This window comes from Vreelandella sp. H-I2 (assembly GCF_052959335.1).
On the sequence record NZ_JBRAMC010000004.1, the window covers coordinates 256662 to 275087 of the forward strand.

An 18426-nucleotide genomic window follows, 5' to 3' on the forward strand; every position below is an offset into this window, starting at 1 on the left:
TACGTTATCCCATTCCGAGTAGCGACATGATATCAGCGATTTTGGTATCCAGTTCGCGCCACTCCTCTTCAGGCTGTGAGCCTGCCACAATGCCTGCCCCGGCATACAGCCGAATCGTTTTTGGGCTGATATGGGCGCAACGGATAGCGACCGCCAAGTCGCTACTGGCGTGACTAATTCGACCGAAAACCCCCGCGTACCAGCCACGTTGATGGCGCTCATGCTGGCGAATAAAAGCCAGCGACGAGTCGCGGGGAACACCACCAACTGCCGGGGTAGGCGGCAGTACTGCAAGCAGTTGCTGGTCGGTGATGTGACTGTGGAGCTCGGCGTGAATCAGGCGTCGGATATGCTGCACCGAGCGCAGCTTAACAATATGCGCCTCGCCCATCTGGACTTGAGAAGAAAGCGACTCAAGCTGGGTCAAAAGTTGCTGATAGACGCACTGGTTTTCCAGATTGTTTTTCTTATCAGCAAGTAGTTTATTCGCAAGCGTTTGATCCTGCTGGGCATCCTGCCCACGGCACGTGGTACCCGCCAACGCTTCGGTCATTAAATGCCTACCTTCGCGCTTGTAGAGCCGCTCCGGCGGACAACCAATAAACGCTTCATGCGGTGTCAATTGAACGCCAAAGTGAAAGCAGTCGGCGACACCTGCCTGCCAGCGTGCTAGCAGCGACCAAGGGCTAGGCGTTTCAGGTGTCGTCAGGCAGGTCTCCCGGGAAAGCACTACTTTAGGTGTGTGACCCAACTGATCAGGATGAGTGACCTGCGCCACCGACGCCGTCCACTCTTTCAGGGTGGGACGGTCTTCACGCTGATAAATATGCGGCAATAGGCTAGGCAGCGGTTGCTCCTCTTCCAGCGCAGCCAAACAGGCACGAGCCTGGGCTATCTCAGCCTCCGGGCAACGGTCATCAAAACGCAGGTTGAGTGATAGCGTCGCCTCACCTTGATGGCGCCTAAGCTCTATACGCGGCAGCAAAAAGTGGCAGCCAGGAAAATGCTCCCACCCAGGCGTTTCGGGATCGAAGGCCATGCCCCCGAAATAGTCTGGCTGTTCACCGTCAAAAGCGGCTAGCGCAGTAAGGTCCGCCTGCAGCGTCGTCAGAGAAACAAAATCTTTTACAGCTCCTAGCGTTGCATATTCATCAGCGCCAGCATCGCGCGATTGCCAGTAGAGTCGTGGAAACACACTCTGCGCATTTAACCACCCCGCGAGGCTACCAACATGGCACGGGGCACTCAGGCGGACAACCCCTTTTCCAACAGTTTCAACAAGGGTATCAAGCTGATGCTTGAGTACTTCAATAGAGTGTGTGGAGTGCATAATTCGCCTGTTAGGCCGCGTTTACAATTACCTGCTAGCGGCCGCTTGGTACCTTAAGCCTAGCTTATTCTTAATATAGGGTAGCACCCAGCGATCACCGCCAAGCCGACCGGCATTGGCACCCGCTACCAGTAAAAAGAAGGTCAGTGCAATCATCCAAGGATTGGTGGACACCGTGCCCGCCATCAAAAAGGACATGTTCATCACAATGGCAAAAAACCCAGCAAAGGAAGTCAGCACGCCAACAATTAAACCCAGGCCCACCAACACCTCACCCAGGGGTATCATGACATTGATCAAATCCGCATTGGGAAGTGCGAAATTCTCCAGAAAGGCGACGTAATTAGGGTAAACCGTGCTTCCCTCCCGCATAACGGGGTTCGCCACGGCATTGCGCAGAAAGCCTTCGGCATTAAAACCACCGGTTATCTTACCGATGCCAAGGGTTAACCAAGTGATGCCTAAATAAAGCCGAAGCAGTAACCAAACTACCGCCATATATTTGTTATGTCTAAATAAGTCGCCAATCATCGCGTAAACTCCTGCTCTAAAGGTGCTTGCAGTGTGGAGCAAGGTAAGTCGGCATATTTTGACTTAGATCTACTTTTTAGCACTTAATTATACATTTCCGAATGTTTATTAAATGAAAACGGTCAACAGGAATATCGACGTAATGGAACAACACAGTAAGCACCGCCACTACCAAGCATGGTTGTTAGCCGCACGCCCTCGCACGCTACCACTGGCGTGCGCTTCTATACTATTGGGTACTGGGTTAGCGGCTAGCATGGATGCTTTTAATGGCTTGGTGCTTTTGCTAGCCCTGCTGACCGCCATTGCGCTACAGGTACTCTCTAACCTAGCTAATGACTATGGCGACGCGGCTTCCGGCGCCGACGACCAGGCGCGCATTGGGCCGGTGCGGGCGGTCTCTTCTGGGATGCTTAGCCCCCAAGCAATGCGCAAAGGGATGATAATAACGGCCACTGCTGCAGCGCTCTTAGGGCTTTCATTATTGGTTACCGCCTTCGGAAACCAGTGGGGACATATTGTCACCTTCATGCTGCTAGGCGCAGCCGCTTTATTAGCCGCGGTAACCTATACCGTTGGGCTGGGCGGCACGCCCTATGGGTATCGTGGATTGGGCGATATTTCAGTCTTTGTGTTTTTCGGACTGCTCGGTGTTATGGGTACCTACTTCCTTTATACCCAGCAACTAAGCGGACTGCCCTTTCTGCCCGCTGCAGCGTGTGGGCTGCTGGCAACCGCCGTGCTCAATGTAAATAACGTGCGCGATATCGAAAGCGATGCGCGTAACGGCAAGATTACTCTGGCGGTGCGGCTGGGCCGCGCTAACGCGATTCACTACCATTGGGCACTGCTAGGATTGGCGCTGTTACTGACGTTAATCTACTTGGTGGCGCTGCCGGTATCGCTGGTGGGATGGAGTTGCCTGCTGGTAGCCAAGCCGCTGACCGATGCCGCCAGAACATTAAACCATAGCCGTGATGGCGAAATTCTCACCGGCATGCTGAAGAAAACGGCCATTTCAACGCTGCTTTACAGCGTACTGCTCTCTATTGGCTTGGCGTTATTTTAGTTAACGCTACAGCGGGGCAACCACCCCGCTGACAACTGACTCAATTGAGCAACACGAGCCTTACAGCACCACCTTATAACCTTCAAACTTGGGCGGGCCAAGGTAGATACCTTCCGGCGCTTTGGCGTTGGCGTGAGCTTTGCGGAACGCGTCTGACTTGGTCCAGTCGCGGAAGGCTTCTTCGGATTCCCAAACGCTGTGGGAGATAAACACGGTGTGATCTTCCTGGCTTTCACCCTGCAGCATCTTGAATTGCTTGAAGCCTGGCACTTCATCCAGGTGAGAGTCGCGGTTGCGCCACACTTCTAAAAAGTCCTCTTCACGGCCTGGGGCAATCCGAAAACGGTTCATGGCGATATACATGGTGACGCTCCTATTGAAAGGGTTCTGCTGAATGAATTACGCAAATGCTGGCTTGATGGTAACGTCCTGGTGTGATGACGAATAGGTTTAGCAACGACTATCTCTCAACTGCTAAGTATCAGTATAACTAAGACACCCAGCTTAAAAGTGATAGTTGATGAATGCTCCTGTCCGCCACTGCATGTCACTGCCGTGATCATTGACGATCGGGCTGTCGCTGGCGTCGCCGGTAAGCATGGAGGCGCCGACAATACCTGTTACCGACCATTGGCTTGTCAGGTAGTAGCTTAGCGATGCATCAGCGCCAATCGCAAAAAAGCCATCGTCCGGCTCATAGGCATTGATATCTGAACGTACGCTCTCAGAGGGAGAGACGCTAAATAGATCGTCTGTCCAACCGGCGCTGGTGTAGGCAATGCTCGGTCCAAAAGTAACCACAGTACGTTCGCCAAAACGTGTGACTTGATTAGCCTTTAAAGCGAAACGGTAGCCATCGACATCGCCGGTGAAGGGCGTTTCTGCTGATGCGCTGTAGCGCCAATCATTGCCCTGGTAGCTAATGCGCAGACCGGCTGTTGCGCCACCGTCGACCTTATCCAGGTCATCGATGTCGCCGGTGTCATCACGGCCAAAGGTATAACCGATAAAAGGTGCTACTTGCCAGCCGTTCTGGTTGACGATGTTCCAGCCAATGCCGTTTCTCATACTGACAACGAACGTTTTGTCGTAGGTCGCCTCGAACCCCGGAAAGGCATTCCATTCATAGTCATCACTACCCAGATAATCCGGCGTATAAATCGCCCCGGCACCAAGGGTGCCGTCCCACTGTGCTGCCAGCGCTGTCGAGCCGGTCGTAAAGCTAGCGATGGCTAATGCCAACATCAGCCGCCAGCGTCCTGGATGTACATGAGTCATGTGCTTCTTTCTTAAGCGGTTCGTGATTAACATGCGCCAGCATGGGTAAAAGGAGAATCGCGTCTTTTGGCTGCGAAGGCCTCTCATCCAGTGCTATGCCCTGAATCAGCGATTGATCAAAGGCTTAACGACCAAACGGTCGTTAAGGTATAGTAGCACTTTTGTAAGCCTTTTTTGCAGGGTAAGTAATCTCATGACGCAAACACCCACCGCGGGCACTGCGCCGACCAAGCGTACGCGCTTGAGCGCGACTGTTCGCCGTCAATACATACTGGATGCCGCGCTTGACGAGTTCAGTATTTCAGGCTTTGAAGGCGCCACGGTTGAGCGCATTGCACGTAAGGCAGGCATCACCAAAGCGGGTCTTTATGCGCACTTTACGAGCAAGGAAGCGCTGTTCGAAGCACTGCTCGATGCGATTATGCTGCCGATCACAACCGACGACGCCTGGTCGTTGAGCAACGAAGTTACACTGGAATTTGCCGTCGATGGCTTTCTGGACATGCTCTATGGCGATAACAAAACGACACGCAGACTCACCATCATGCGGCTGTTGATCGTCGAAAGCGGTAGGAACCCGCAGAGAGTCCAGCAGTGGTATCAGCAGACCTATCGGCCCTATATCCAAAAGCGTCAACGCGTACTGGAGAGCTACCTGCGCCAGCATACGTCACATACCACCCTGACATCTGGGCAAATTGCCCTGGCGTTTTCACCGGCAGTACTGGCCATGTTCTGGCAAATGATTATTGGAAGCGAAAGTGCCGCCTCCGAGATCGCCGCCATCAAGGAAAGCCACCGCGAAGTAATGCTACGACTCCTTTCAACGGACTGAACACATGTCGATACCTTCAAATGGATTTAGCCGGTTGGTTTATCTATCAGGCCTGGGGCTGTTGTTGACAGCCTGCGCGACTACCCCCTCGCCCAGGTCTGCCCCACCGCCGGTCGAACTCCCCGATACTTTTTTAGCGGCGGGCGGCCAGCAGGTCTTCGTCGCCGATGCGTGGTGGCAAGCGTTTCGGGACGAGTCGCTGAATCGCTTCGTACGAAATGCTCTGGACGATAACCCTGGGCTTGCGCAGTCCATCGCCCAGGCGCGTATCGCCGAGGCGCAGGCGCGCACCACGCGGGCGGACCTTTTCCCCCAAGTCAGCGCGGGACTCAACAGTTCCCGCCAACGCCGTCCGGGAGCGCAGGGAGGTGGGGAGAGCATATCCAATACGCACAACGCCTCGCTGGACGTCAGTTGGGAGGTCGATCTGTGGGGACGGCTGTCGACGCTCTCTGCCGCGGGGCGGGCGGATTTTTTTACCGCCAGTGAGCAGCTCAGAAGCATGCATCAATCATTGGCGGCAGATGTCGTGTCGCTTTATCTCGGTGTCGTGCAGGCCCGCGCCCAGGTGGAGCTTTCCGAAAACACGGTCGAGGCGCTTGAGGAGTTCGCCCGTCAGGTCGAGAACCGCGCCAACGCCGGGATCGTCTCGCCGACCGACCTTACCCTGGCTAATGCCAACCTGGGCTCGGCCAGGGCCGGGCTTGCGCAGCGCCGTGAAAACCTAGCCCGAGTGACGCGACAAATGGAAAGGCTGATGGGGGAATACCCGGCCGGGGAGTTGATCACTATCAGCGAGCTTCCCGCCGTACCTCCGTTGCCCTCGGCGGGCGTTCCTGCCGAGCTGCTGGCGCGCCGGCCGGATGTGCGCAGTGCCGAGTGGGCGCTGCAGGCGGCTGATTACCGGCTGACCGCCGCGGAGCGCTCCTTTTTACCTTCGATTTCGCTAAGTGGCAGCGCCGGCTCGACGGGCAGCGAGCTTGCCGATCTGTTCAGCAGCGGCTCGTTCATCTGGACGATCGCAGGCAATCTCGTGCAACCGATTTTTCAGGGCGGACGGCTACGCGCCCAGGCCGACATCGCCGGCGGCCAACGTGACGAGGCGTTCTACGCGTACGTCGATACCGCGCTCACCGCCCTGTCGGAAGTCGAGACGGCGCTAGCGGTGGACGACCTGCTGGCCCGGCGCGTCGCCGAAAGCAACGATGCCGCCGAAAGCGCCGAGGCCGCGGTGCGTGTCTCCTTCAACCGCTACATGCAGGGCATCGAGCCCTTCCTGAACGTGCTGGAGAGCTATCAGCGGGCGCTGGATAGCCGTAGCGCCACGATCACCGCCCAATATGATCGGTTGGAAAACCGCATCGACTTACATCTTGCTTTAGGGGGTGGTTTTGATGCTGTCTCCGCGTTCGACCCGTCCTTTACAGGAACTTCTGCGTTATGAACATGAAAACCATCGCCGGTAGCCTGGCATTTTTACTGCTGCTCAGCGCCTGCGGGAGTGAAGAAGCGGCACCCACCGAGGACGCCGAGATCCAGCAGGCGCCCGCGGTCAGCGTGCGCGTCGAGCCCGCCGAAGTAGTCGCGCTGCAAGGCTGGACCTACAGTCAGGGCACCGCGCGTTCCCTGCGCCGGGAGTACCTGACCTTTACCGAGCCAGGCAAGGTGACCTTTGTGGATCAGGACTTGCGGGTGGGCATGCCGGTGGAACAGGGGCAACTGATTGCCCATCAGGCACCCGGGCGCCTGGAAGCGGAGCTGGCCTCCGCGCGCGCCTCGCTCGAGGAAGCCGAGGCCAGCCTTTCGCTTGCGCGGGTTACCCAGGAGCGCTACCAGACTCTGGTCAACCAGCGCTCCGCCTCCGCCCAGGAACTGGATCAGGCGCGCGTGGAGGTTCAGCAAGCCCTGGCCACCCGCGACAGCGCCCGTGCCCAGATTGCCCAGGCCGAGGTCATGCTCGAGGAGTCGCGGCTGGTCTCGCCCATCGACGGGGTACTGGCGCGGCTCAATATTGAGCAGGGGCGTTACTTCATGCCCAGCACAGTGGACTCCTCCACCGAGCAAGGCGCGCTTCAAACGGTGCCGGCGCTGGTGATCGACCCGTCGCGTTTCGAGGTGCGGGTGGATCTGCCGTCGTACAATTTCAACCGTGTCGAAGTCGGGGCGCGCGCCGTTATTGGCGGGCGACCACCGCAGAATGCGGATAGCCTCGACCCCGAAACGCTTGGCGAGAGCGAGGTCGGCGAAATCCATGCGATCAGCCCCTCGGTCGACCCGCAGTCGCGCACCTTCGAGGTCATCATTCGCACCACCGGCGACGACCCGCGCCTACAGGACGGCGCCTTCGTCGCCGTCTGGATGGCCGAGCCCGAGAAAACCGAGGCACTGAGCGTGCCGTTCAACGCGCTGCGCTTTTTGAACGATCAAGCGTTCGTGTTCGTGTTTGATGAACAGAGCGGCCGAGTGGAAGAGCGCAGCGTGCAGCTCGGCCAGCAGGCCGGCGAGCGCCGCGAAGTGCTGGAGGGACTCTCCCCCGGTGAGCAGGTGGTGACCGAAGGGCGCACCCGGCTAAACGACGGCGACCGCGTCACGCTCATCGGGGGCCAGCCATGAGTTCGGACGTTACAGCCAGGGAAACGCCACCGGCGCGACGCGAAACCGACGAGGTGCGCAGCGCCCACCGGTTGATGCGCTTTTTCTTCCTCAAACCGATCTTTGGCATTCTGCTCACCATCACTATGCTGCTGGGTGGGCTGTTCGCCTACTCGGCGCTGGTCAAGGAGGCGCTGCCCGCCCTCGATATTCCCCAGGCGAGCATCACGACGGTGTGGTCCGGGGCTGACCCGCGCTCGGTAGAAGAGCAGGTCACCGACCTGATCGAGGATGAAATCACCACGCTCAGCGGCGTAAACAAGGTCAACAGCGCTTCCTTCGATTCGCTGTCGGTCATCTCCGTCGAGTTCGACGCCTCGACCGACACCACCGACGCCATGACCCGTCTGCGCGCCGCCGTTGCCGATGCGGAATCCGGCTTCCCCGCCGAGGTCGAAAGCCCCAACATCAGCCAGAGCTCGGTGGACGACCGGCCGATTCTGACCCTGGCGCTGCACGGCAGTGCCGGCTCCGCCACGCTCAACCAGACCGCACGGCAGATTCGCGATGCGCTGGAGCGCGTGCAGGGCATCAACGAGGTCAATATCGGCGGCGAGCGTGAGGATATCGTCCAGATCCTCATCGACCCGGAGCGGCTTTTGGCACTGGGGCTCTCACCCACCACCATTCGCGACGCCGTGCAGCAAGCCAATATCGAGCAGCCATTTGGCGAAGTGCGCAGCCAGAAAATGGGCGCGGTGGTACGTCTGGAAGGCCGCTTTTCCGATATCGACGACCTGCGCGCGCTGCCCGTATCACGCCTGGAGAACAACCAAAGCTCCCGCGCGCTGACCCTGGGTGAGGTCGCCACGGTCAAGCGTATGCAGGAAACCGAGCAGTCGCGGGCGTTTTTCAGTGAGCGCGGCAGCGACTTCGAGTCGTCGCTGGAGATGTCGATCACCAAGACGCCGGGCGCCGATACCGTGCAGGTGGTGGAGCGCATTCGCGCCACGCTCGCCGATTTGGAAACGGCCAGCACCTGGCCTTCCCAGGTGAGCTACTCAGTGCTTCAGGACGATGCCGTACAGATCTGGGAATCGCTGACGGACGTCTTTACCAGCGCCCTGCAGACCATGCTGGTCGTGTTTGCCATTTTGTTCATCACCATCTCCTGGCGCGAGGCGATCGTGTCAGGGCTCGCCGTGCCCGTCACCTTTGCCGGGGTGCTGCTGGTCATCGGGGCGCTTGGTTACTCGCTTAACGAGCTGGTGATCATCGGCATGGTGATCGCGCTGGTCATGATCATCGATGTGTTCATCATTTTGATGGAGGGCCTGCACGACGAGATCTACCGCAACGGGCGTACCTTCGGCCAGGCCGTGCTGGCCACCGTCAAACGCTACGCGATTCCTGTCTTCGCCGCACAGGTGACCACACTTCTGGCCATGGCACCCTTGATGTCGATTGGCGGCACCATGGGCGCTTTTGTGCGCATACTGCCGGCCACGATCATCATCTGTCTGGTGCTCTCTTTCGTGGTCGCGATGCTTTGCGCGGTGCCGCTCTCGCGGGCGCTTCTGGGCAAGCAGCGCCGTGCCGAAGGCGATGAAAAACCGGGCCTGGCAGACCGGGTCACCCAGCGCGCCGTCGACAATGTGGAGCGCTTTAACGGTCGCTATATCGTGGCCAGCCGCGGCCGCGCCTGGCTCTGGGTACTGGGCGCCGTCGTGCTGTTCGTGGTCTCGCTGTTCGCGTTTACCCAAACACGCCTTGAGCTTTTCCCCCCGGCGGACGGCGAGCGCCTCGGGATTAATATCGAACTTCCGCCCACCGCGCCGTTGGAGACTTCCCAGGTGGTGGCCGACCAGGTCGGCGAGATTCTGCGCGACAAACCCTATTTTGCGAGCATCAGCAAGCTGGTGGGACTCAAGAGCCCGTTCGCCGGCAGCGGCTCGCTGCAACCCAGCGACGCCGAGAACTTCATCGGTTTTTCGGCGATGTTCAAATCGCGCGAGGCGCGCGAAGCGGACTCCTACGTGCTGGCGGAGGCGCTGCGCGAAGAGCTTTCCGCGTTCTTGAACGACAACGTCGCCGGGGCCGAGCTGCTCGTGGTGCCGGAAAGCAGCGGGCCGTCGCCGGGGGACCCCATCGAGATCCAACTGCTGGGCGGCAACATGGACACCCTGAAGGAACTGTCGCTTCAGGTGCAGGACGTGCTCGCCTCGACCCCGAACGTGGTAGATGTACGCGACAACCTGGGCGCGCCACAGCCCCAACTGGCGCTGCGCCCCAACCGCGACGCCTTGAGCTTCTTCGGTATCTCCTACGATGAGCTCGCCTCGCAGATCCGCATCGCCTACAGCTCGGATATCATCGGCACCTTCGCCACCTCCGGTGAAACCGACGACCTCGACATTCGCCTAGGGATGGAGTGGCCAAGCCAGCCCGGCGAGGCGGGCGGGCCGAGCAATGTCGAGGAGTTCTCGCGGGTGCGCGCCTACCTTCCGGACGGCGGCTCCATCGCTATGTTCCAGCTTCTGAATCCCGTCCAGTCGGAAGGCGCGATTGCCATTTCCCACGTCGGTGGTGAACGCGCGCTGACTGTGCTTGCCAAGAACCAGGGCCGCACGGTGACCGAGATCATGAACGAGATTTCGCCGCGCCTTGATGAGCTGCAGCGCGACTGGCCCGCAGGCTATCGCATCGCGGTGGGCGGCGAGTCCGCCGAGACGGCGGATACGCTGGGCTCGGTGGGGATCGCCATGCTGGTGGCCATCGTGCTGGTGGTCGGCGTGCTGGTCATCGTGTTCAGCAGCTTCCGCCAGGCGCTGATCATCTTCGCCACCATGCCGTTGGCGATCATCGGCACGGCGCTTGGCTTCTGGGCGTTCGGGATCACGTTTTCGTTTTTCGCCATGATCGGGCTGGTATCGCTGATCGGCATCGCGATCAACAACGGTATCATCATGGTCGATACCATGAACGGCTTCCTCAAGGAGGGCATGAGCGTGGCCGAAGCAGCCTCCGCCGGCGCGGCGCGAAGGCTGCGCCCGCTTTTGACCACCGCCGTCACCACCATCGTCGGGCTGGTGCCGCTGGCGGTGAGCAGTGAAAGCTACCGGCCGCTGACGCTGGTGATCATTTTCGGGCTGATCTCGGCCACGCTGCTGGCGCTGCTGGTGGTGCCCGCGCTTTACTATCTGCTGACACCGTCGAATGCCAACGAACCCGAGGTGCTGGACTAGCGCCTCCGCTTCTTTACCCCTGGCAGGCCGTCAGCGAACGGCCTGCCGCTTTCATCAGAGCCTTAAAAACCAAAAGCCCGCCCCGCCAACAACGAACGCTTGTGGTGGGGGCGGGCTATAGATGCCTAACGCGGCGTATTAGCTAAGCGCTTCCAGCGACTGCTCGATAATGCTTAAGCCCTCTTCCAGCACCTCGCCGGATACGGTCAGCGGCACCAAAATGCGTATGCTGTTGCCGTAGAAGCCACAGGAAAGCAGGATCAAGCCTTTCCCGCGGGCTTTGGCGCAGAGCGTGCCGGTCAGGGCGGCGTCGGGCTTGCCGTTTTCATCCACAAGCTCGAAGGCGGCCATGGCGCCGAGCTGGCGGCCATGAGCTACCGCAGGGAAACGTTCTTCCCATACCTCGAAACGTTCGGCGAGCATTTTGCCCATCTGCTCGCTGCGGGCCAGGATGTTCTCTTCTTCGATGGCCTCGATTACCGCCAGGGCCGCTGCGCAGGAGAGCGGGTTGCCGCTGTAGGTGCCGCCCAGGGAGTTGGGGCCGGAAGCGTCCATTACCTTGGCGCTACCTATTACTGCAGAAAGTGGCATGCCGTTCGCAAGGCTCTTGGCGGTGGTGAGAATGTCCGCCTCGATGCCGCTGTGTTCTAGCGCAAACAGCTTGCCGGTGCGAGCGAAGCCGGACTGCACTTCGTCGGCGATCAGCAGAATGCCGTGCTCGTCACACAGCGCGCGCAGCGCTTTGAGGTAGTCCGGTGAGGCAATGTAGAAACCGCCTTCGCCTTGCACTGGTTCAATCACGATGGCCGCCGTGCGGTGCGGGGCGATGTCGGTTTTGAACAGCGTGCGAATGGCGTTCAGCGAGGCTTCTTCACTAATGCCGTGCAGCGGGTTGGGGAACGGTGCGCGGAACACGTCGCCCGGCATCGGGCCGAAGTCGTTTTTGTAGGGCAGCACCTTGCCGGTCATCGCCAAGGTCATCATGGTGCGGCCGTGGAAGGCGCCATCGAACGTGATGATGCCGGTGCGGCCAGTGGCGGCGCGGGCAATCTTCACGGCGTTTTCCAGCGCTTCGGCACCGGTGTTGACCAGCATTGCTTTGCGCTCGGGGCCGCGTACCGGGGTGAGTTCGCAGAGCTTTTGGCACAGCTGCACGTAGGGCGCGTAGGAAATGACCGCTGCGCTGGTGTGCATGACTTTCTTGAGCTGCGCTTCGACCGCCGCGACGATTTTCGGGTGGCGGTGGCCCAGGTTGAGCACGCCGATGCCGCCCGCGAAGTCGATCCAGCGTTTGCCGTCGGCGTCCCACAGTTCGGCGTTTTCAGCGCGCTCGGCAAACTGGGTGGTCGGCGTGGCGGCACCGTTGGCCACGTAGCGGTTTTTCAGCTCGTTCAATTCTTGGTTAGTCATCATAGCTTTCCTTATAAACCGCCAACGCAGACGTATTTCAGTTCAGTAAACTCATCCAACCCGTGATGGGAACCTTCACGGCCCAGCCCGGACTCTTTTACTCCGCCAAACGGCGCCAGCTCGGTGGAGATCAGCCCTTCATTGACGCCGACCATGCCGTACTCCAACTGCTCCATGGTGCGCCAGATGCGGCGGTAATCCGTGGCGTAGAAGTAGGCGGCTAGGCCAAACGGGGTATCGTTGGCCATCTGGATGGCCTCTTCGTCTTTTTTGAAGCGGAACACCGGCGCCACGGGGCCGAAGGTCTCTTCATCAGCCACGGCCATCTCGGTGGTGACATCGGCCAGCACCGTGGGCGTATAGAAGCGCTCACCGGCAGCGTGGAGTTTGCCGCCACATATAAGGCGTGCGCCTTTGCCTTGCGCGTCGTCCACGTGGCGCTGCACTTTATCTATTGCCGCCTGGTTGATGAGCGGGCCGATAATGCTGCCGTCTGCCAGACCATCGCCCACCTTTAGAGCATTCACACGTTCGGTGAGCTTCTCGACGAACGCATCGTAAATGCCGTCTTGCACCAGGAAGCGGTTGGTGCACACGCAGGTTTGCCCGGCGTTACGGAATTTGGAGGCAAGGGCGCCCTCCACCGCGGCGTCCACGTCGGCGTCATCAAAAACGATAAACGGCGCATTGCCGCCCAGCTCCATGGCGGTTTTCTTCACCGTGCTGGCGCACTGGGCCAATAGGCGCTTGCCTACCGGCGTGGAGCCGGTGAACGACACTTTGCGCACGCGTGAATCAGTGGTCAGCACTTCGCCAACCTCCGCCGGTTTGGAGGCGGTCACCACGTTAATGGTGCCTGCGGGCAAGCCTGCTTCCAGTGCTAGGTAAGCGGCAGCAAGCGCGGTTAACGGCGTGGCTTCAGCAGGTTTAATCACCACGGTGCAGCCAGCAGCCAGGGCCGGGGCGCACTTGCGGGTAATCATCGCCAGCGGGAAATTCCAGGGGGTAATCGCCGCCACCACGCCGACCGGCTCGCGCAGCACCAGCAGGCGCTTGTCGGCACCGTGGCTGGGCAGGGTTTCACCCGCCATGCGCTTGGCTTCTTCGGCGAAAAATTCGATAAACGACGCGCCGTAGGTCACTTCGCCTTTAGCTTCCGCCAGCGGTTTGCCCTGCTCCAGCGTCATCAGCCGGGCCAAGTCATCAGCGTGCTCAATGGTCAGCTCATACCAGCGGCGCAGCAGGGCCGAGCGCTGTTTGACGGGCGTGGCGCGCCAGGCGGCGCCTGCTTCATAGGCGGCCGCCACGGCGTCGCGGGTGTCATCGGCGTTTAATTCTGCCACGCGGGCAATGGTTTCACCGGTGGCGGGGTTATCGACAGCAAAGCTCTGCTGACCTTTACGCCACTCGCTGCCCACCAGGGCAGGTACTGCATCATGTAACCACTGTTCGATAAAGCTCATACATGGCTCCTAGGTAACGAAGTAAAAGGCTTACAGGTCCATCTTCATATGACGGTCGCTGTAATCACGACCATAGGTGCGCAGTGCATGGATATATAACGCCAAGCCTAAAACCGCCCAGCCGGCAAAAATGGTCCATTCAGCACTGCTCAGGGCCGCCGGGCTACCGGGTAGGTAGAGGCACGCCATACCGAAAGAGAGTAAGACCGCTAAGGTGCCGCACAGCTTGCCGTTGCTGACTTTGAACGGGCGTGGCATGTCCGGCTCGCGTACCCGCAGCACCATGAAGGAGATCGCCACGAACAGGTACGCCAGCACGATGCCCAAGCCACCGGCGTTCACGATCCACACCAGCGCGGGGCGGCCAAAGAAGGGCGCCAAACAGGAGAGAAAGCCCATCATGAAAATGGCGTTGGTCGGGGTTTTATAGCGCGGGTGCAGCTTGGCAAACGGCGCTGGCAGCATGCCGGCTTTAGCGAGGGCATAAATCGCCCGCGAGCCGCCAATGTAGAAAGCGTTCCAACTGGTAATGATGCCCGCAATACCCGCCATGACCATTAAGTTGCTGGCCCACGCGGCGTTGAACAGGCTACCCATGGCATCCGGCACGCTCAGTGAGCTTGCCGCCAACGCGGTGCTATCGAGCGCCAGACTAGTGGCCAGAATAATCAGCGCGTACCAAACCACCGCCAGAATGACCGACATCATCAACACTTTGCCGATGGCGTTGTAAGGCAAGTTGATCTCTTCCGCCGCCTGGGGAATGACGTCAAAACCCACAAATAGGAACGGCACCATGACCAACACCGCGACGATGCCCGCAAACACGCCGGTATCCGCCTGGGCAAATAGCGGCAGCATATTGATGGTTTCGCCTTCAAACAGCGAACCGGTGACAAACATCACGCCCACTAGCAGAATCAACCCGGTCACCACCTTTTGCAGCAGTGCGGCGGTCTTAACGCCAAAATAGTTAATCACCATCATGGCCAGCGAACCGCCAACGCCTACCGCTACCCAGGTGGCTTTGACTTCCCAACCGGCAATGGTCCATAGATGACCGACCGCATAGTTGGGCGCGAGGTGCTCGATGACGGTCGGCAACGCGACCGCTTCAAACGCGACCACGCTCAAGTAGCCTAAAATGATCGCCCAGGTGCATAGAAAAGAGGGCAAATGACCCAGAGCGCGGTAGCTATAAACGTGTTCACCGCCGACTTTAGGCATGGCAGCGGCGAGTTCGGCGTAGGTCAGGCCGACCAACACAATCGCTAAACCACCGATAATAAAGGCTATAATGGCGCCTAGACTGCCAGCGGACTGAATCGCGGTGCCGGTTAATACGATCCAGCCCCAGCCGATCATCGCACCAAAAGCCAACGCTAGAACATCGCCACGGGCGAGTACCCGGACAAGCCCATCCTGTTCTGATGAAGGTGTCGTCATTATAAAAATATCCTGCGAGTTATTGGATGTTGTCGTGGGCGCTCAGGGGCGCGGTATGCTGATTCCAGTAGCGGAATAGTTATACGCTAGCAGGCGGGGGCAATAACGCGAATGCACCACTCTGCCGTTCGACTAGACCACTTTCAAAACGGACTATATGGGTGCGCTTTTTACTTTATGCTTTCGTCTAAGCGCCTAGCGATGGCGGGTTTCACGCGGGAAAGGAGGCGTTGATATGGATCGCCAGCAGGTCTTGCACCAATTTATGCAACTTTATGCACTCCAGCCGGAGCGGCTAAGTAAGCAGGTGCGAATCGAGCAAGCGCTGCGCCAAGCCATTACCCAGCAGTGGCCCAGCGGGCTGCGCTTGCCCTCGCATCGCGTATTGGCCGAGGCGATCAACGTCGCCCGTCAAACCCTCGCCCTTGCGATCGCTACGCTGTTGGAAGAGCAACTGTTGAAAACCGCCCACGGTCAAGGCACCTGGACCAGCAAACCGGTTATCCCTTCCTCGCCCCCACCCGGCAACGCCGAGCTCTCATCCCGCGCCCAACGGGTGCTGGGTGGCCCCGGTGCCAGCATGATTCAAAGCGGCGCGTTTGTGCCCGGCATTCCTGACATCGCCCAGTTCCCGATGCGTAAGTGGCGCCAGCTCTATTCGAGCGTGACGGTGCCGCAAAACGCCCTGCTGCTCTCTTACTCCACTGGCGGCTACGGCCCACTAAAGCGCGCCATTCGCGACTTTCTAGCGCGCTGGCGCAACCTTGATTGCGATATTGAGCAGATCATCATTACTGACGGCACCCATAACGGCATTGAGCTGTGTGCCATGGCACTGGCGGATGTGGGTGACACCGTTGCCATGGAGTCGCCCTGCTACTGGGGAGCGCGCAACGTATTTACCGCCGCTGGTTTGAACATTGAAGCGGTGCCGTGGCTGCCAGAACAGGGGCACAACCTTCCGCCTATTGCTGCCCCGGTGAAGCTGGCCTACCTAACCGGCTCGCATCACTACCCACTCAGCGTGCCCACCAGCGCCATCGATAAGCAACGCTTATGCGATGCCTTATCGCCCGCTTACATTGTCGAGGATGATTACGAGTTCAATCGCGACGACCACCCTAACCTGCTCTTTTCTCCCCAATCAGAGCGCCACTTGCTGGTAGGATCGTTTTCCAAGATGATGTTTCCGGGGCTGCGGCTGGGTTATTTAGTAGTTCCACGCCACTTGGCGGCGCCGATGAACCGCCTGCGTAGCGAACTGTTCCGCGAAGGGCGCATGCTGGATCAAGCCGTACTGGCCCAGTTTATTTTTGATGGCGACCTGGACGCCTGGTGCCGGCGCATCCAGCGCGACTACTTAGGGCGTCAGCAGGTGCTGCATGACCAACTGCGTTCGCTACCGCAGGTGCGTAGCGTTTCACCGCCCAGCAGCGCGATCAGCCTTTGCGTTGAGTTTGCGCCGGGCGTCAACGATGTGGGCATCGCCCAATCACTGCTGAAAGAGCACTTAATCGTGCGACCTTTAAGCCCGGTGTGTGCGCCCACCGACCCAAGGGTCGGCTTGGTGATGGGCGTCGGCATGCTGTCAGGGGAAACGCTGGTGCGTGAAGCGCAGCGGCTACGTCGCAGTCTGGAAGCACTGCTACGTTAGAAGCGATCAATCGCGCATAGGTGATGAAGAAAGCACTTCTCAACATCTTAGACACAAGCTTTCAACGACTTATCCACAAGAGCTTATTCACAAGGACTTTTATGCGCTGCCCTGTTAATAGTTTTACCGTTGCCTCTTCAAATGCGTTCGCTCGCCTACGTCTTTGGGCATCATTAGCTTTTGTGCTGCTCCTCTCTGGCTGCGCTACCTTTGCTCCCAACCCGCCCCAGGATCAAACCAATCTCTGCGAGATATTCCGCGAGCAGCCCACTTGGTACGACTACGCTCAGGAGTCTGAGCAGAAATGGGGCACGCCGATTGCGACTCAGATGTCGTTTATTCAGCAAGAGTCCTCGTTTCGCAGCCATATCCGCCCGGATCGTAAATACTACCTGGGCTTTATTCCCGGCCCACGCCCCTCATCAGCCAAGGGTTATGCCCAGGCACAGGACCCGGTATGGGGCGAATACGAAGACCAAGCGGGCAGCCTATTTGCACGGCGAACGCATATGAAGCACGCCACCGATTTTATCGGCTGGTACAACCGCCGTTCCCAGCAGCAGGCGGGAATATCACTGAGTAATCCTGAACACCTTTATTACGCGTATCATGAAGGCGCTGGTGGCTACCAACGCGGCACGTATCGGGGCAAACCGCAAGTATTGAGGGCGGGTCGAGAAGTGGCAGCGCGCGCTAATCGTTACCGGGCCCAACTCAACAGCTGTGAAGCGGAGTTTCAGTGCCGCAAGTTTTACCAGGTCTGGCCATTTTGCCGTAGTTAAGGGATAAATGATGTCACTATGGATGGGTGTGGCGCTGGTCAGTGTGGTGTTTTTCACTTCGATGCTTTCCGGCGTATTTGGGATGGCGGGCGGCTTGGTGCTGCTGTGGTTTCTGCTGTTGGTATTTCCTGCGGGTACGGCGATGGCTGTGCATGGCGTGATACAGCTCACGGCCAATGGGTCGCGCGCTTGGCTCTCGCGGCACTATATCGTCTGGCGCATCGTCGCTTTCATGGCGCTGGGCGTGTTGAGCGCCGCTGGCCTGCTATTACTGTTCAACTACAGCCCCAATGCCGCCAGCGTCTCGCTGCTGATTGGCCTGCTGCCAATACTGGTATGGCTGCCCAAGCGCTGGTTTCATCTCAATGCCAATCGCGCCAGTCATGCATTTTGCTGCGGCATTGCATCAGGCGGGTTAACCATTGCCGCCGGGGTTTCCGGGCCGCTGATCGATATTTTCTTTGTGCGATCACGCATGGACCGCCGCCAAGTCGTCGCCACCAAGGCGATGATTCAGGTAGTGGCTCACAGCATTAAAATCATCTTCTACCTGGGTGCTGCCATGGCACTTAGCGCGGGCGAATGGGGCATCGTATTGCTAGCTGCACCGTTTGCCATGCTCGGCACGCAAGCGGGGAACCGCATTTTACACCGTCTCACCGATGCCAATTTCCGCACCTGGACCCGCTGGATCGTGACCGGCATTGGCATTTTCTACTTTCTGCAAGGGTTATTCCTGCTCACCCGCTAGCGTTGAGGGCGATAAAAGCGGGCTTGCCGTTGATGCCTAT

Annotated in this window: 15 protein-coding genes; 8 read left to right on the plus strand and 7 right to left on the minus strand. The window is 59.0% G+C overall.

The genetic code is table 11. The features are described 5' to 3' along the window. Positions 1 to 4: 4 nt before the first annotated feature. A complete protein-coding gene (locus tag ACUVOF_RS11970; protein ID WP_447044566.1) occupies positions 5 to 1330 on the minus strand; it encodes an isochorismate synthase in 1326 nt (441 codons plus the stop codon). Positions 1331 to 1357: 27 nt separating this feature from the next. After that, positions 1358 to 1861: a DoxX family protein gene (locus ACUVOF_RS11975; protein WP_447044567.1), complete on the minus strand. Its 504-nt coding sequence runs from the start codon at positions 1859 to 1861 to the stop codon at positions 1358 to 1360. A gap of 142 nt (positions 1862 to 2003) precedes the next feature. On the opposite strand from ACUVOF_RS11975, the gene menA reads away from it, so the two are divergent. Continuing rightward, positions 2004 to 2930, plus strand: a complete 927-nt coding sequence (menA, locus tag ACUVOF_RS11980; RefSeq protein WP_447044568.1) for a 1,4-dihydroxy-2-naphthoate octaprenyltransferase — start codon at positions 2004 to 2006, stop codon at positions 2928 to 2930. A 60-nt stretch (positions 2931 to 2990) separates the two neighbouring features. Here menA and ACUVOF_RS11985 read toward each other — a convergent pair whose 3' ends face one another. Both ACUVOF_RS11985 and ACUVOF_RS11990 read right to left on the minus strand, forming a co-directional pair. Then, entirely contained in the window at positions 2991 to 3293 is a 303-nt protein-coding gene (locus ACUVOF_RS11985) for an antibiotic biosynthesis monooxygenase family protein (RefSeq protein ID WP_447044569.1), read from the minus strand. A gap of 141 nt (positions 3294 to 3434) precedes the next feature. Continuing rightward, a complete protein-coding gene (locus tag ACUVOF_RS11990) occupies positions 3435 to 4208 on the minus strand; it encodes a MipA/OmpV family protein (protein ID WP_447044570.1) in 774 nt (257 codons plus the stop codon). A 193-nt stretch (positions 4209 to 4401) separates the two neighbouring features. Here ACUVOF_RS11990 and ACUVOF_RS11995 point away from each other — a divergent pair, with 193 nt between their 5' ends. From ACUVOF_RS11995 to ACUVOF_RS12010, 4 genes are read left to right on the plus strand one after another with little or no spacing between them, the layout of a single operon-like run. Next, positions 4402 to 5043: a TetR/AcrR family transcriptional regulator gene (locus ACUVOF_RS11995; RefSeq protein ID WP_447044571.1), complete on the plus strand. Its 642-nt coding sequence runs from the start codon at positions 4402 to 4404 to the stop codon at positions 5041 to 5043. 4 nt (positions 5044 to 5047) lie between these two features. Continuing rightward, entirely contained in the window at positions 5048 to 6487 is a 1440-nt protein-coding gene (locus ACUVOF_RS12000) for an efflux transporter outer membrane subunit (protein WP_447044572.1), read from the plus strand. Then, entirely contained in the window at positions 6484 to 7656 is a 1173-nt protein-coding gene (locus tag ACUVOF_RS12005) for an efflux RND transporter periplasmic adaptor subunit (protein WP_447044573.1), read from the plus strand. The genes ACUVOF_RS12000 and ACUVOF_RS12005 overlap by 4 nt, the downstream gene beginning before the upstream one ends. After that, the gene (locus ACUVOF_RS12010) at positions 7653 to 10880 is read left to right on the plus strand and encodes an efflux RND transporter permease subunit (RefSeq protein ID WP_447044574.1); all 3228 of its coding nucleotides are present in this window, start codon (positions 7653 to 7655) and stop codon (positions 10878 to 10880) included. Before ACUVOF_RS12005 ends, ACUVOF_RS12010 begins: the two co-directional genes overlap by 4 nt. Positions 10881 to 11018: 138 nt before the next feature. On the opposite strand, the gene gabT is transcribed toward ACUVOF_RS12010, so the two are convergent. Genes gabT through ACUVOF_RS12025 form a run of 3 tightly spaced genes read right to left on the minus strand, consistent with a single transcriptional unit; the run spans position 11019 to position 15199 of the window. Beyond that, the gene (gene gabT / locus ACUVOF_RS12015) at positions 11019 to 12290 is read right to left on the minus strand and encodes a 4-aminobutyrate--2-oxoglutarate transaminase (protein ID WP_447044575.1); all 1272 of its coding nucleotides are present in this window, start codon (positions 12288 to 12290) and stop codon (positions 11019 to 11021) included. Between the two features lie 11 nt (positions 12291 to 12301). Next, positions 12302 to 13753 carry an NAD-dependent succinate-semialdehyde dehydrogenase gene (locus tag ACUVOF_RS12020; protein ID WP_447044576.1) on the minus strand — a complete coding sequence of 484 codons (1452 nt, stop codon included), beginning with the start codon at positions 13751 to 13753 and terminating at the stop codon, positions 12302 to 12304. Between the two features lie 30 nt (positions 13754 to 13783). Further along, entirely contained in the window at positions 13784 to 15199 is a 1416-nt protein-coding gene (locus tag ACUVOF_RS12025) for an APC family permease (RefSeq protein ID WP_447044577.1), read from the minus strand. A 235-nt stretch (positions 15200 to 15434) separates the two neighbouring features. On the opposite strand from ACUVOF_RS12025, the gene ACUVOF_RS12030 reads away from it, so the two are divergent. The 3 genes from ACUVOF_RS12030 to ACUVOF_RS12040 all read left to right on the plus strand — a co-directional run bounded on the left by ACUVOF_RS12030 (position 15435) and on the right by ACUVOF_RS12040 (position 18386). Next, complete coding sequence (locus tag ACUVOF_RS12030) at positions 15435 to 16853, plus strand: aminotransferase-like domain-containing protein (protein WP_447044578.1); 1419 nt, start codon at positions 15435 to 15437, stop codon at positions 16851 to 16853. A 101-nt stretch (positions 16854 to 16954) separates the two neighbouring features. Continuing rightward, positions 16955 to 17635, plus strand: a complete 681-nt coding sequence (locus ACUVOF_RS12035) for a transglycosylase SLT domain-containing protein (RefSeq protein WP_447044579.1) — start codon at positions 16955 to 16957, stop codon at positions 17633 to 17635. A 10-nt stretch (positions 17636 to 17645) separates the two neighbouring features. Continuing rightward, positions 17646 to 18386, plus strand: a complete 741-nt coding sequence (locus tag ACUVOF_RS12040; RefSeq protein ID WP_447044580.1) for a TSUP family transporter — start codon at positions 17646 to 17648, stop codon at positions 18384 to 18386. The last annotated feature ends 40 nt before the right edge of the window (positions 18387 to 18426 follow it).